The sequence below is a fragment of the Ruegeria atlantica genome, from assembly GCF_947495585.1.
Lineage (GTDB): Bacteria > Pseudomonadota > Alphaproteobacteria > Rhodobacterales > Rhodobacteraceae > Ruegeria > Ruegeria atlantica_G.
In genome coordinates this window covers 1,097,531-1,110,291 of the sequence record NZ_CANLZK010000001.1, presented here as the reverse complement: position 1 = coordinate 1,110,291, position 12,761 = coordinate 1,097,531, and the positions used below count along the sequence as shown (strand labels likewise).

Here is a 12,761-nt window from a genome sequence, read left to right as displayed (position 1 = left end):
ATCGGGTGTGACTGCCGGAATCCCAAGCCAGCTTCAACCGTCGATTCGGGCAGCCATAATTGCAATGGACTGTTGGTAAACCGAGGCGGCATTCCACTTTTGAATGACAGCAAAGTTTGGCTGACCCTGTTGATATCCCCGACCGGGTTTCCAGCCCTTCTTACGCAGAAAATTGGCGGTTGAGGCCAATGCATCGGTCATATTGTAAAAGTCGACCTGACCGTCGCCGGTGGCATCAACCCCGTATTGCATGGCATTGCCCGGCAGGAACTGGGTGTGCCCAAGTTCGCCATGTTTTGCCCCTTTTGTCGCTGTCGTAATGCTGCCTTGATCGACCAACTTCAGCGCTCCGATCGCGTGAGGAATAAAAAACTCGGATCTGCGGCAGTCATAGGCCAGTGTTGTGATTGCGGAAACAACCTGACTGTCGCCCATGAAGTTTCCGAATCCGGTTTCCATGCCGTGAATGGCGATCAGTACCCCGGCCGGTACGCCGTATTGGCGTTCGAGTGCTGCATAGAATTGCGGGTTGCGCGCTTTGCGTTTGCGCCCCTGCGCCACGATGGTGTCTGCCCCGCGTACGCGCATGAATTTGACTAACGAGTATTTAAAGCTCTTTTGATTGCGGTCCGCGGCTATGGTTCGCGTGGCGTATTGGGATTGGGCCAGTGCCTGCAATCCTTTCTTTTTGACACCCGCGCGTTTCGCCTGTTTGGCAAAGTCCTTCTTCCATGTCTCAAAGCCGCTGCTGGTGTTGCCGCAAGGTGCCGCGGAAGCAAGGGCGGGAAGGGATAGGGCGAACAAGAGAGCGAAGCGAAGCATCAGGGAAACCCGGAAAATTGCATTGTCAGGAAAAGAGTACGCTGCATTTCTCTGCACGAAAAGACGTTAGTACAGGTCCAGCTCTCCGGTACCTTTCAAACTTTCAAACCACTCATCTGGTGTTTTGTCGATTTTGGCGTGTTTGACCATCATCGCGTTCATATTGGGCAGGTCCGAGGAATCCGGCCATTCCTCCGGTCGCCACAGGTTCGCGCGGATCACACATTTGGGGCAGTGTGCGAACACTGTCTCGACGTGAATGACCAAGGCCAGTTTCGGCGAGCGGTTGTTTATTGCCATGCTATCCAGCAAGTCGCGGTCTTTGCATAAACGGGCAGTGCCACGAAGGCGCAGAGTTTCCATCTTGCCCGGCACGAAGAAAATCAGGCTGACACGTGGGTCCAGCAAAATATTGTGGAACGTATCCACGCGCTTGTTGCCGGGTCGATCAGGGATTGCGATCAGTGTGTCGGACAACACACTTACGAACCCTTCTGGATCACCTCGGGGCGAGATGTCCAGATGACCACCTGGATTGGCTGATGCGATCAGGCAGAATGTGGATTTAGCAATAAAGTCGCGGCACATCTGGTCCAGCCCGGACAGCTCTTTGGCGATGATCTGGGGCAGGGGCGCTCCGGTTATGCGCTCCAGTTCATCGCTCGAAGTCACGAAGTCTGTGAATTGAGAAAAGGGGGCGTCTGATGACATGCGATCTCTCCTAACCGGGTGGGTCGAGTGTGAGAGATCGTACCAAACGAAACAAGGGCGCCCGAGTGGACGCCCTTGAATTTTAAACCGCAAATCGGATCAGCAGCTGTAGTACATGCCGTATTCAACCGGGTGCGGGGTGTGCTCGTAGGTTTCGACTTCTTCCATCTTCAGTGCGATGTAGCCGTCGATCTGGTCCTTGGTGAACACGTCGCCCTGCAGCAGGAAGTCGTGATCCGATGCCAGAGCTTCCAGAGCTTCGCGCAAGCTGCCGCAGACGGTCGGGATGTCGGCCAGTTCTTCGGCAGGCAGATCGTACAGGTTCTTGTCCATGGCTTCGCCCGGATCGATCTTGTTCTTGATGCCGTCCAGACCAGCCATCAGCAAAGCGGCAAATGCCAAGTAGGGGTTCGCCGCTGGATCGGGGAAACGAGCCTCAACGCGCTTGGCTTTCGGGCTTTCGGTCCACGGAATACGGACGCAACCCGAACGGTTACGGGCCGAATAGGCGCGCAGAACTGGGGCCTCAAAGCCCGGGATCAGACGCTTGTAGCTGTTGGTCGCCGGGTTGGTGAAGGCGTTCAGCGTTTTGGCGTGCTTCAGGATGCCGCCGATGAAGTACAGGGCTTCATCCGACAGATCGGCGTATTTGTCGCCTGCGAACAGTGGTTTGCCGTCTTTCCAGATCGACATGTTCACGTGCATGCCGGTACCGTTGTCACCTGCGATCGGTTTCGGCATGAACGTGGCCGATTTACCGTAGGCGTGCGCAACATTGTGGATGATGTACTTGTACTTCTGCAGCTCGTCCGCCTGTTTGGTCAGGCTGTCGAAGATCAGACCCAGCTCGTGCTGGCACGAGGCAACTTCGTGGTGGTGCTTGTCGACCTTCATGCCCAGACGCTTCATGGTCGACAGCATTTCTGAACGCAGGTCCTGCGCTTCGTCGATCGGGTTCACCGGGAAGTAGCCGCCCTTGACGCCCGGACGATGGCCCATGTTGCCCATCTCGTATTCGGTGTCAGTGTTCCACGACGCGTCGGTCGCATCAACTTCGTAAGATACCTTGTTGATGCTGTTGGAGAAACGGACGTCGTCGAACAAGAAGAATTCCGCTTCTGGGCCCATATAGGCCACATCACCGATACCCGATGCTTTCAGATAGGCTTCGGCTTTCTGAGCGGTGCCGCGCGGGTCACGCTCATAGGCTTCGCCGGTGTCGGGCTCAACAACCGAGCAGTGCACACAGATGGTTTTTTCCGCGTAGAACGGATCGACATATGCGCTGTTGGTGTCGACCATCAATTTCATGTCGGATGCTTCGATCGACTTCCAGCCCGCGATGGACGAACCGTCGAACATGAAGCCTTCTTCCAGGAAGTCCTCGTCAACTTGGTCGGCCATCAGCGTGACGTGCTGAAGCTTGCCGCGGGGATCAGTGAAGCGAACGTCGACGTACTCGGCGTCCTCGTCTTTGATCAGCTGAAGAACTGCGTCCTTGCTCATAACTTAATATTCCTCTGCTTTGAGTTTGTTCTGTTACAGCGCTTCCGGGCCGGTTTCCCCGGTCCGGATGCGAATGGCTTGTTCAACGGGCGAGACAAAGATCTTGCCGTCGCCGATCTTGTCGGTTTTCGCTGCCGAGACGATGGCATCAATGGCTGCGTCGACCTGATCGTCGTCCAGCACAACCTCGACCTTCACCTTGGGCAGGAAATCGACGACGTACTCCGCGCCGCGATACAGTTCGGTATGGCCCTTTTGACGGCCAAAGCCCTTAACCTCGATCACGCTGAGACCCTGGACGCCGACATCCTGCAGCGCCTCTTTAACCTCATCGAGTTTGAACGGCTTGATGATCGCTTCGATCTTCTTCATTCCGGGCTCCTGTTAACTCTTGTCAGTTTGGCACTGACCACGTCTAAATTCGGGCGGCAATGTGATAGCGATATCGGCCCGAGCCGGGCGCTGAGAAAATGGGCGTCGGGTCAATTTTTGATCAACTTGCACAAAAAGTAAGCGAAACTGAATCGCCAGAGGATTTGAGATGACGGAATTGCTGACAGCGGCGCAGATGCGAGCAATTGAAACAGCGGCGATTGAGTCCGGTCAGGTGACCGGTCTGGAACTGATGGAGCACGCCGGTCGCGGGGTTGTCGAGGCGATTTTTGAGGAATGGCCGGAGTTGGCGAAAACTTCGGGGCGTGCTGTGGTTTTGTGTGGCCCCGGCAACAATGGCGGTGATGGGTTTGTCGTCGCGCGCCTGTTGAAAGAGTGGGGCTGGGAAGTCGAGGTTTTTCTGTATGGGGACGCCGACAAGCTGCCAGCAGATGCGCAAATGAACTATGATCGGTGGCAGGAGTTGGGGGAGGTTGTTCCGCTGACTGAAAAGGACATGCGCAAGGGTGGTTTTGCCGATCTTTACGTTGACGCTCTGTTTGGGACGGGACTGAAACGCGGCTTGGACGGTGAACTGTTCAAGGTCGTTCGGCATCTTTCTGGTATGAATGGGGACGATTACACCGACCGCCTGGTCAGCATAGATGCCCCATCCGGCTTGTGTTTGGACAGCGGGCGGGTGTTGCATCAAGAGCCATTGAACCTATGGCCTCGCGAGTTTCTGGACGGTTTGCCCGCAGAGATGCGAAACAAGGTTGCTACTGCGGGCGGCGCGCGCGCTTTGCATGACCGTTTTGCTTGGTTGACCGTGTGTTTCGATAGCCCAAAGCCCGGGCATTTTCTGGCGCAAGGGCCGGATTTGTGTGGCAAGCTCGTTGTTAAAGACATCGGTATTTCCACGCAGCGTTGCCGCTTTAACGGTGAACCATACGACAGTGCGTTCACATTAGGCCCCAAGCCTTTTCGCAGGGCGAGCCGACCTGCTTTTCTAACCCTTGCCGAGGCACCTGGCCGCGTGAAGGACGAGCGAACATGGGGTGGTTTGCCGCTCTATCGAATGCCCAAATTCAAATGGCAACACAAGTATTCCCATGGCCACGCCTTCATCTTATCAGGCGGTTCGGGCAGGACCGGCGCGGCGCGATTGGCAGCGCGCGGTGCTTTGCGGATTGGGGCCGGGTTGGTGACATTGGGGGTTCCGCCGGCGGCGCAGACAGAGGTTGCGGCACAGGTTACGGCCATCATGTTGCAACGGGTTGAGGGTGGCGACGGGTTGTCCGATGTTCTCGACGATGAACGGCTGAATGCCCTTTGCTTTGGCCCTGGTCTGAGATTGGAGCGTGCGCGGGATCTGGTGCCGGTTGCTCTGGCGGCAAATCGGGCGACGGTTTTGGATGCCGACGCTTTGACCGCGTTTGCGGACGACCCTGCGGCTCTGTTTGACCAATTGCACGATAATTGCGTTCTCACACCGCATGGTGGAGAGTTCGCACGGCTGTTCCCTGACATATCTGAAAAGCTCAAGGCGGTTCCAACCAAAGGCCCGGCCTATTCCAAGGTCGACGCAACGCGTGAGGCGGCCAAGCGGGCAGGGTGCGTCGTTCTGTTCAAGGGGTCGGACACGGTGATTGCCGCGCCGGATGGGCGCTGCGCGATCAATTCGGCCCATTATGAGCGTTCGGCACCGTGGTTGGCGACGGCTGGCTCTGGCGATGTGCTTGCCGGGTTTATCACCGGGTTGCTGGCGCGTGGGTTCGCTCCGATGCAGGCTGCGGAAACGGCGGCCTGGCTGCATGTGGAATGTGCGCGCCATTTCGGCCCCGGGTTGATTGCCGAGGATTTACCCGAGCAATTACCTGCGGTTTTTCAGAGTTTGGCTAAATGACGCATGGGCGGAAATTAGCCGCTTTTTTCAGCGTTCGGCAAGAAATAGCCGCACGTATACGCATCAGTGCATGTCATTCCTTTTGAAAGACATCAGACAGAGTGGCAGACTTGTACCCAGATTTTCCTGCCTACGAAGCCTTGGTAGCCAAATCTTTGATATGATTAAAATTTACTTTCTGCCGATTTGAGCCGTAAGGCAGAAATCCTAAACGCGACTAACTCGGTTCCTTGCGGAGTGGGCTGCCACATCGGTTTTTCTTTTGATGGTTCCCACAAACGAAACGTTCAAGGTGAATAAAATGACAGTGAATTTGAAACTCCCATCGGTTGCCGCTGTTCTGGCGATGACCACGGCGATCCCTGCTGCCGCTGAATTGAAGTACGAAAATAACAGCGGCGGTTATGTGGTGCTGTACGGTCAGCTCGATCCGGTGATCGTATCGGTCGATGACGGCCAGGAGACCGAGACCCGGTTGCTGGACAATGACCTGTCCAACAGCCGCGTAGGTTTGCGCGTCATGCAACCCTATGGCAGCAATGAGTTCATGTTCCGGTTTGAAACCGGTCTGGGTCTGCCAAGTACCGGGACAGCCAACCAGGATGGTACCAACACTAACGGTTGGAGCCGGGAAGATATCCGCCACGCCGATTTCTCACTCAAGGGTGGATACGGCAAGTTCTCCGCCGGTCAGGGCAGTATGGCCTCGGACGGAGCTGCCGAGACTGATTTGTCCTACGTCGGGACGGCTTTGTATTCTTTTACGAACGATGAAAACGGCGCGTTTTTCTACCGGGGAGCAGACGGTATCCTGAGTGGCATCACCGTTGGCGACTCGGCCAGCAACTTTGATGGCGCGCGTCGGGGCAGGGTGCGGTATGACACACCAGATTTCAACGGCTTCTCAGCGGCGATTGCTTATGGTCAGAACATCCTGTCCAGTAGCGACGACGACGATTATTACGATCTCGCGGTCAAGTACCGGAACACCTTCACCAACGGTGTCGAGTTCGCAGCGAGCCTTGCCTACGCAGTAAGGGATTTCGACGGCCAACCCGGCGAACGCAAGGATACCATTGGGTCCGCGTCGGTCCTGTTGCCCAGCGGGTTCAGCTTTACCGCAGCCCTCGGCACGCGGGACGATACCTCTACCGGCGCCAGCGACCCGGACTATTGGTACACTAAACTTGCTTATGAAGGGGATTGGGTGTCCTGGGGTAAAACCGGCGTTGGTATCGACTATTTCGACGGTTCCGATTTTGAAAATCAGGGGTCCAGCACCAAGTCCTGGGGTATTGCCGTTGTTCAGCGGATCGACGCGATCAACACAGACGCCTACCTGAAATACCGTAACCACGATTTCGACGACACGGTCGACTTTGACAAGAACGAAGCCTGGGTGCTGGGTGCGCTCTGGAAGTTCTGACAACGTTTCCCCGTAAACCTAGGGCGCCCCGGTCTGACCGGGGCGTTTTTTTGTTCAAATCGGTGGCAAAACAAGGCTGATCTGGCCATTGCCTCTTGCACGTAAGCGGCTGGGCAAATAGAAGGCGTCAAATTTGCCCGGCGCGCCGTTTTGCGCGCCCCGAATCCTATGGGGACTACCATAATGCAGGTTACCGAGACGCTGAACGAAGGTCTGAAACGCGGCTACAATATCATCGTATCCGCGGCCGAGCTGGACGACAAAGTTAACGAGAAACTGGTCGAAGCGCAGCCGGAAGTCGAAATGAAGGGTTTCCGCAAAGGCAAAGTGCCGATGGCACTGCTGAAAAAGCAGTTCGGTCAGCGCCTGTTGGGCGAAGCGATGCAGGAAAGCATCGATGGTGCGATGAACCAGCATTTTGAAGACAGCGGCGAGCGTCCTGCACTTCAGCCCGAGGTCAAAATGACCAACGAAGACTGGAAAGAAGGCGACGACGTCGAGGTCGCAATGTCCTATGAGGCACTGCCTGCGATCCCCGAAGTTGACCTGAAATCGGTCGAGCTGGAAAAGCTGGTTGTAAAAGCGGATGACGCAGCCATCGAAGAAGCGCTGAACAGCCTGGCCGAAACCGCGCAGGACTTCAAAGCGCGCCGCAAGGGTTCTAAAGCCAAGGACGGCGATCAGGTTGTGATCGACTTTGTTGGCAAGGTTGACGGCGAAGAATTCGAAGGCGGTTCGGCTGAAGACTATCCGCTGGTTCTGGGTTCCAACAGCTTCATCCCCGGCTTCGAAGAGCAGCTGGTTGGCGTGAAGGCCGAAGAAGTCAAAGACGTCAACGTTTCCTTCCCCGAGGAATACGGCGCAGAGCATCTGGCCGGCAAAGACGCCGTATTCACTTGCACCATCAAAGAGGTGAAGGAACCCGTTGCTGCAGAAGTAAACGATGAGCTGGCAACCAAGTTCGGCGCAGAAGATCTGGCCGCGCTGAAAGGTCAAATCGCCGAGCGTCTGGAAGCGGAATATTCCGGTGCATCGCGCGCGGTTATGAAGCGTGGCCTGCTGGACGCGCTGGACGAGAAGGTATCGTTCGACCTGCCGCCGTCGCTGGTTGAAGCCGAAGCCAAGCAGATCGCACATCAGCTGTGGCACGAGGAAAACCCGGAAGTGGAAGGTCACGACCACGCCGAGATCGAGCCCACAGACGAGCACAACAAGCTGGCCGAACGCCGCGTGCGTCTGGGCCTGCTGTTGGCTGAACTGGGCCAGAAGGCCGAGGTTGAGGTCACTGATTCCGAGATGACCCAGGCGATCATGAACCAGGCACGTCAGTACCCGGGTCAGGAACGTCAGTTCTTTGAGTTCGTGCAGCAGAACGCTCAGATGCAGCAACAGCTGCGCGCGCCGATCTTCGAAGACAAAGTCATCGACTACGTCTTTGAACTGGCTCAGGTCGCGGACAAAGAAGTCAGCAAAGACGATCTGCAGAAAGCCGTTGAGGCACTGGACGAGGAGTAATCCTCGTTCGCCCATCCCCATGGGCGTAAAAAAATACGGAGCCGTCTGAAAAAAGACGGCTCCGCTTGGGTGGCTTTAACCTATGAGGTGAGGGGGTCAGGCCTCATGAGCAAAAGCACGGGGGGTTCTTAACAGAGCGGTCTTCTGCTCTGGCGTAAAGCGGTCTGAAAGCGCCTCGATCAGCTTCAGGACAGACTCGACTTCGGTTTTCGATGTTGCCGAACTCATCTGTTCGACAAAATACTTTTCCAACTGAGTCAGCGGCTGGTGGTCGTAGTTTGCGGCACTTTGCTTGGCCTTTGCGCCTTCAAACAGCTCCAGCGCCTGTTCTTCGGTCAGGAAGACATCGTGTTCAATGCCTGCATAGTCCCGAACACCCGAAATCCGTTCATCCGAACAGTCCATAAGGGCGGCCATGGCCACAACCTTGCCCATTGGCTTGGCAGTTCCAAGATAGTCGTAAGGCGCGTTGCCGGACCGTTGCAGGACGCGGTTCATCACAGGGTCAATCACGGCAATCGAGTCCAATACGCCGGCCATCTTGGCATATTCGAACGAGCCGATCATGATCTCGCTGGTGACATAGGATACCGAGTTTTCCCCACGTCCCCGACCAAGCTTTTTGGTATCGACGCAAAACCGGGTTGCTTCCCAGACCTGCGCGCTGCGGATCGGCGGTTCGCCGTCCAGGATTGAATGAAAAACGTCGGACAGCATGTGTGGCCCGGTCGTTTGCAGTAGTCTCATGCACCCGACAACGTCCCCCTCGTCGTCGATGCTAACTACATGTGCTGGATGAAGGTCGTCAAAATGGTCGCGTTCGCGCCCATCAACGATATTTACATCCCAACCAAGGCGATCGCCGAAAACGCGCGCGCGCAGTTTGTACATCTCGTCCAAGACATGCTTAAACTTATTCTGGTTGATACCATCAATTACGATGATCATTTCCATCCCCCTACAGTCTGGTTACCGTAAGGATGACGTTAACTAAGATTTGAGCTAAGACTATTGGGGGTTTCCCGTATTTTTTGATCTTTTTTGATTATCCTGGGGCAATTAGGCCCAATCCAATAGCTCTTCCAATGGCTTGCGGTGTTGTCAACGCACCCATTTTTTCACGGCCAGACCGCATGTGAACTTCGACGGTTCGGTGTGAAATTGACAGGATATCGCCGATGTCCTGCTGTGATTTTCCATCCGCAACCCACTGCAGGATCTCTTTCTCTCGCGTCGAAAGGGCTGGTAAATACAGCGCTTTGGCCAGCAGGCCAGACTGCATCACGGTATCATGCGCTGTAACTGCGGCCATCTGCAGGTCCCCCATCACATGTTTCTTCAGCTTTGCCCACTCGGAATCCGAGCAATTTCGGGTCACATTCAGCAGGCCACATTCCCCGTATGGGCCACGTACCGGAACGGTTAAGCCACGGGAAGTAATACCAAAATCATGCGCATCCCGAAAAACTGAATGGAATTTTTCGTCGTGATTAAATCTGCCCCAGTCCACCGGAGCAATGCTGAGCGCAGATTGATACAAGGTCGGGTCGAAATGGTGGAAGCCTTGGCTGCCATAGTGAATCTTCCATTCGTCCGGGTAGTTGGCGTATCCCTGAACGTCACCCTTTACAGGGTTAAAAGTGGCATAAGACGCGTAGTCGAAACCCAATTCATCGCAGACAGCATTAATTATGTCGGCTGCCGACTTTTCCTCGTGGTCGATCGCGGCCAAGTCTATAAGTTTCACCTGTCCAACCTTTGCGGCGGCAAATCTTTCCCCAAAGACATGCCAAATCTGTCCATTTCACCGAATACGTTGCGTCAACTGTGGTGCCTGACGCAAGCTAATTATACATATCGCTTAAGCATAATGCGTGGTTATGGCAACAGAATACCTTAGCGATTGCATAAGTCATTATTGCAACCTTTACGCTAATGACAAGCAATATCCTTACCCAACGTCACTCTGACCTTAGGCCCGTTTCAACCAGCATCCCGGCGGCCTTCGCCTCGGGGTAGTAACCTTTGGCATAAAGGAAGATAGCCCGCTTCTGGTCGCCATCTGACAAGAGCCACGCCCCACGCAGGTATTTTCCGGCAAACTCCAGATTGGTGTCTGCATCCAACAAACCCTTAGCGTTACCTTTGTACCCCATGGATCGCGCTGTCGCAGGCAGGATCTGCAGTAACCCGTAATAGGGGCTGTTGACGGCCCATGGCCGGTGCGTGCTTTCCCTTATGGCGAGCTTGTGCAACAGCTCGCGTGGCAATTCATAATGGTCAGCCCACTTGTTGATTGATGCGCGCAATTCAGGGGTCTCGTTGGGGTATAGCGGTGGATCAAAAGGGGCATTGCGAGAGCTCTGCTTGCCATCCAAACCGCCGCAGGCAGCCAAGGCAGGTGCGCCGAGTAATGCAACAAGTAGAGCGCGGCGCGTGTAGTGGGGCATGTGTAGTCTCCGGATGGGGGTTGGTCGCATGATAGTCCCGCCGAACGCAACCGCAAGCAGACAGCCAGCCCGCGCGCTGATTTATGCTGGGTCTCGTTGCGTCACAACCCGGTGCCAAAGTGTTCCGTATTGGTCAGGTCGGATTGGCGGGTTGTCACATATCGACCTGGAACCACAGAATGATATCGGCAAACCAGATCTTGTTCTCTGTCGCGCGAAACTGAACGGTGTTGTTGATCCCCGGGTTCAGGACGGTTCCTGGGAAGGTCTCCCATAATCCGCGAATGTCGCCGCCCGACATGGTTGGGCCATAGATAAAGGTATCGTTTATCTCGATCTGGAAAGCCCCTCCGGACGGCGTTGCCCAGGCTTTGAAGGCAAGGATCGGTTTCGCACGGTTGGTTCCGATGATCAGGTTGGAAGGGATCGGGTCGCTGAAGGTTTGGCTTTCTCCGGAGTTTAAAGAGAATGAGCCGTCGTTCACAACGATGTAGTCGCACAAGGATGCCATGGTGGTTTCTCCTGCCGGATCGCGGTCCGCCCAGATGCGCGATCACGCAATTTGCTAATAAAATGAACTTCAATAAATACGGCTGGGGCGGCAGGGGCCGCGTGACCGTAGGATAGCACAATTTCCATCCAAATTCATGATCGTGCCGGACGTCGCTCTTTGTCACGGCCTGAGGGTCGAACACAAAAAAAGGCCGCGCCTTTCGGCGCGGCCAATCAATCTTTCAAAAGCAGCCGGATCAGGCTTTGGCTTCGTCTTCTTCAGCCGGGGCCTCTTCGGCAACCAGATCGTCATCGTCAGAAGCTGCGGAACCGATATCGTCGAACAGTTCGGCGATTTCGAATTCAGCGGCGGCCTCTTCTTCGGCAGCCAGTTCCTGGATCGACTTGCCCGAAGCCTGCAGTTCGGCTTCTTCTTGCGAACGGGCAACGTTCATTTGGATCTTGACTTCGACCTCGGGGTGCAGCTTGACCGCCAACGAGTGCAGGCCCAACTCTTTGATCGGAGCGATCAGAGCAATCTGCTTTTTGTCGACGGTGAAACCAGCCTCGGTTGCGGCATCTGCGGCGTCACGCGGGGTGACCGATCCGTACAGAGCACCAGCATCCGATGCCGAGCGGATCACGATGAACTGCTGACCATCCAGCTTTTCAGCCAGAGCTTCAGCTTCTTTCTTGGTTTCCAGGTTGCGCGCCTCAAGCTGCGCTTTTTGGGATTCGAACGACGCGATGTTGGCGTTCGAAGCGCTCAGCGCTTTGCCTTGCGGCAGCAGAAAGTTGCGGGCGTAGCCAGGCTTGACGTCGACGACGTCGCCCATCTGACCCAGTTTCGCAACGCGTTCCAGCAGGATAACTTGCATTTCAGTCTCTCCTTACTTCACAGCGTAGGGCAGCAGGGCGAGGAAGCGGGCGCGCTTGATAGCACGGGCCAGTTCACGCTGCTTTTTCGCCGAAACGGCAGTGATGCGCGAGGGAACGATCTTGCCACGCTCAGAGATGTAGCGCTGCAGCAGACGGGTGTCTTTGTAATCGATCTTCGGCGCGTTATCGCCCGAGAACGGGCAGACCTTGCGGCGGCGGAAAAATGGTTTTGCGGCCATGGTATATGTCCTTTCGTCAGGCGTTGATCAGCGGCGCTCGCGGCGGCCTTCGCGCTCGTCGCGCTTCTGCATCTGGACCGAAGGGCCCTCGTTGTGCTCGTCGACCTTGATGGTCAGAACGCGCATAACGTCGTCATGCAGGCGCATCAGGCGCTCCATTTCCTGAACCGCGCCAGCGGGGGCGTCGGTCTTCAGGAAGGAATAGTGACCCTTGCGGTTCTTGTTGATCTTGTAGGCCATCGTCTTGACGCCCCAGTACTCGCTTTCGACGACGTTGCCGCCGTTGTCAGCCAGAACGGTGCCGAAATGTTCGACGAGGCTTTCTGCCTGCGCGTTGGACAGGTCCTGACGCGCGATCATTACATGCTCATACAGTGGCATGTGCACTCCTGTTTCTATCAAGGCGCATTTCAAAGGCGGGGCCGGTTCGTCCTTCGCGACCC

At 55.7% G+C, this 12,761-nt stretch carries 14 protein-coding genes; 3 read left to right on the top strand and 11 right to left on the bottom strand.

The features are described 5' to 3' along the window. Nucleotides 1-33: 33 nt before the first annotated feature. From QMP16_RS05470 to QMP16_RS05455, 4 genes are all read right to left on the bottom strand, one after another. Nucleotides 34-822, bottom strand: coding sequence for a lytic murein transglycosylase (locus QMP16_RS05470; protein ID WP_282151516.1), 789 nt, complete (start codon nt 820-822; stop codon nt 34-36). Between the two features lie 66 nt (nt 823-888). Beyond that, nucleotides 889-1,533, bottom strand: a complete 645-nt coding sequence (locus QMP16_RS05465; protein ID WP_282151515.1) for an MSMEG_1061 family FMN-dependent PPOX-type flavoprotein — start codon at nt 1,531-1,533, stop codon at nt 889-891. 99 nt (nt 1,534-1,632) lie between these two features. Then, nucleotides 1,633-3,039, bottom strand: coding sequence for a type I glutamate--ammonia ligase (gene glnA, locus QMP16_RS05460; protein ID WP_058277498.1), 1,407 nt, complete (start codon nt 3,037-3,039; stop codon nt 1,633-1,635). Between the two features lie 33 nt (nt 3,040-3,072). Further along, the gene (locus QMP16_RS05455; RefSeq protein ID WP_282151514.1) at nt 3,073-3,411 is read right to left on the bottom strand and encodes a P-II family nitrogen regulator; all 339 of its coding nucleotides are present in this window, start codon (nt 3,409-3,411) and stop codon (nt 3,073-3,075) included. Nucleotides 3,412-3,580: 169 nt separating this feature from the next. On the opposite strand from QMP16_RS05455, the gene QMP16_RS05450 reads away from it, so the two are divergent. The 3 genes from QMP16_RS05450 to tig all read left to right on the top strand — a co-directional run bounded on the left by QMP16_RS05450 (nt 3,581) and on the right by tig (nt 8,258). Further along, entirely contained in the window at nt 3,581-5,317 is a 1,737-nt protein-coding gene (locus tag QMP16_RS05450) for an NAD(P)H-hydrate dehydratase (RefSeq protein ID WP_282151513.1), read from the top strand. Between the two features lie 301 nt (nt 5,318-5,618). Then, nucleotides 5,619-6,743 carry a porin gene (locus QMP16_RS05445; RefSeq protein ID WP_282151512.1) on the top strand — a complete coding sequence of 375 codons (1,125 nt, stop codon included), beginning with the start codon at nt 5,619-5,621 and terminating at the stop codon, nt 6,741-6,743. Nucleotides 6,744-6,926: 183 nt separating this feature from the next. Next, on the top strand, nt 6,927-8,258 hold the full coding sequence (gene tig, locus QMP16_RS05440; protein WP_282151585.1) for a trigger factor: 1,332 nt from the start codon (nt 6,927-6,929) through the stop codon (nt 8,256-8,258). A gap of 96 nt (nt 8,259-8,354) precedes the next feature. Here the strand turns inward: tig and QMP16_RS05435 are convergent, their stop codons facing one another. The 7 genes from QMP16_RS05435 to rpsF all read right to left on the bottom strand — a co-directional run bounded on the left by QMP16_RS05435 (nt 8,355) and on the right by rpsF (nt 12,699). Next, nucleotides 8,355-9,206 (bottom strand): acyl-homoserine-lactone synthase, encoded by an 852-nt coding sequence (locus QMP16_RS05435; protein ID WP_282151511.1) that lies wholly within the window; start codon nt 9,204-9,206, stop codon nt 8,355-8,357. A 97-nt stretch (nt 9,207-9,303) separates the two neighbouring features. After that, nucleotides 9,304-10,005 (bottom strand): LuxR family transcriptional regulator, encoded by a 702-nt coding sequence (locus QMP16_RS05430; RefSeq protein WP_058274014.1) that lies wholly within the window; start codon nt 10,003-10,005, stop codon nt 9,304-9,306. A gap of 214 nt (nt 10,006-10,219) precedes the next feature. Continuing rightward, nucleotides 10,220-10,708, bottom strand: coding sequence for a lytic transglycosylase domain-containing protein (locus QMP16_RS05425; RefSeq protein ID WP_282151510.1), 489 nt, complete (start codon nt 10,706-10,708; stop codon nt 10,220-10,222). A gap of 154 nt (nt 10,709-10,862) precedes the next feature. Beyond that, complete coding sequence (locus QMP16_RS05420) at nt 10,863-11,219, bottom strand: hypothetical protein (protein WP_282151509.1); 357 nt, start codon at nt 11,217-11,219, stop codon at nt 10,863-10,865. 238 nt (nt 11,220-11,457) lie between these two features. After that, on the bottom strand, nt 11,458-12,078 hold the full coding sequence (gene rplI, locus QMP16_RS05415; RefSeq protein ID WP_282151508.1) for a 50S ribosomal protein L9: 621 nt from the start codon (nt 12,076-12,078) through the stop codon (nt 11,458-11,460). Nucleotides 12,079-12,090: 12 nt separating this feature from the next. Then, on the bottom strand, nt 12,091-12,318 hold the full coding sequence (gene rpsR, locus QMP16_RS05410) for a 30S ribosomal protein S18 (protein ID WP_005982441.1): 228 nt from the start codon (nt 12,316-12,318) through the stop codon (nt 12,091-12,093). 27 nt (nt 12,319-12,345) lie between these two features. After that, a complete protein-coding gene (gene rpsF, locus QMP16_RS05405; RefSeq protein ID WP_082637099.1) occupies nt 12,346-12,699 on the bottom strand; it encodes a 30S ribosomal protein S6 in 354 nt (117 codons plus the stop codon). Between the last annotated feature and the right edge of the window lie 62 nt (nt 12,700-12,761).

Excerpts from the sequence above, each read along its gene's own strand:
- rpsF (WP_082637099.1), bottom strand. The coding sequence starts at position 12,699 with ATGCCACTGTATGAGCATGTAATGATCGCGCGTCAGGACCTGTCCAAC.
- QMP16_RS05445 (WP_282151512.1), top strand. The coding sequence starts at position 5,619 with ATGACAGTGAATTTGAAACTCCCATCGGTTGCCGCTGTTCTGGCGATG.
- QMP16_RS05470 (WP_282151516.1), bottom strand. The coding sequence starts at position 822 with ATGCTTCGCTTCGCTCTCTTGTTCGCCCTATCCCTTCCCGCCCTTGCT.
- glnA (WP_058277498.1), bottom strand. The coding sequence starts at position 3,039 with ATGAGCAAGGACGCAGTTCTTCAGCTGATCAAAGACGAGGACGCCGAG.
- rpsR (WP_005982441.1), bottom strand. The coding sequence starts at position 12,318 with ATGGCCGCAAAACCATTTTTCCGCCGCCGCAAGGTCTGCCCGTTCTCG.
- QMP16_RS05435 (WP_282151511.1), bottom strand. The coding sequence starts at position 9,206 with ATGATCATCGTAATTGATGGTATCAACCAGAATAAGTTTAAGCATGTC.
- QMP16_RS05425 (WP_282151510.1), bottom strand. The coding sequence starts at position 10,708 with ATGCCCCACTACACGCGCCGCGCTCTACTTGTTGCATTACTCGGCGCA.
- rplI (WP_282151508.1), bottom strand. The coding sequence starts at position 12,078 with ATGCAAGTTATCCTGCTGGAACGCGTTGCGAAACTGGGTCAGATGGGC.
- QMP16_RS05420 (WP_282151509.1), bottom strand. The coding sequence starts at position 11,219 with ATGGCATCCTTGTGCGACTACATCGTTGTGAACGACGGCTCATTCTCT.
- QMP16_RS05450 (WP_282151513.1), top strand. The coding sequence starts at position 3,581 with ATGACGGAATTGCTGACAGCGGCGCAGATGCGAGCAATTGAAACAGCG.
- QMP16_RS05455 (WP_282151514.1), bottom strand. The coding sequence starts at position 3,411 with ATGAAGAAGATCGAAGCGATCATCAAGCCGTTCAAACTCGATGAGGTT.
- QMP16_RS05465 (WP_282151515.1), bottom strand. The coding sequence starts at position 1,533 with ATGTCATCAGACGCCCCCTTTTCTCAATTCACAGACTTCGTGACTTCG.
- tig (WP_282151585.1), top strand. The coding sequence starts at position 6,927 with ATGCAGGTTACCGAGACGCTGAACGAAGGTCTGAAACGCGGCTACAAT.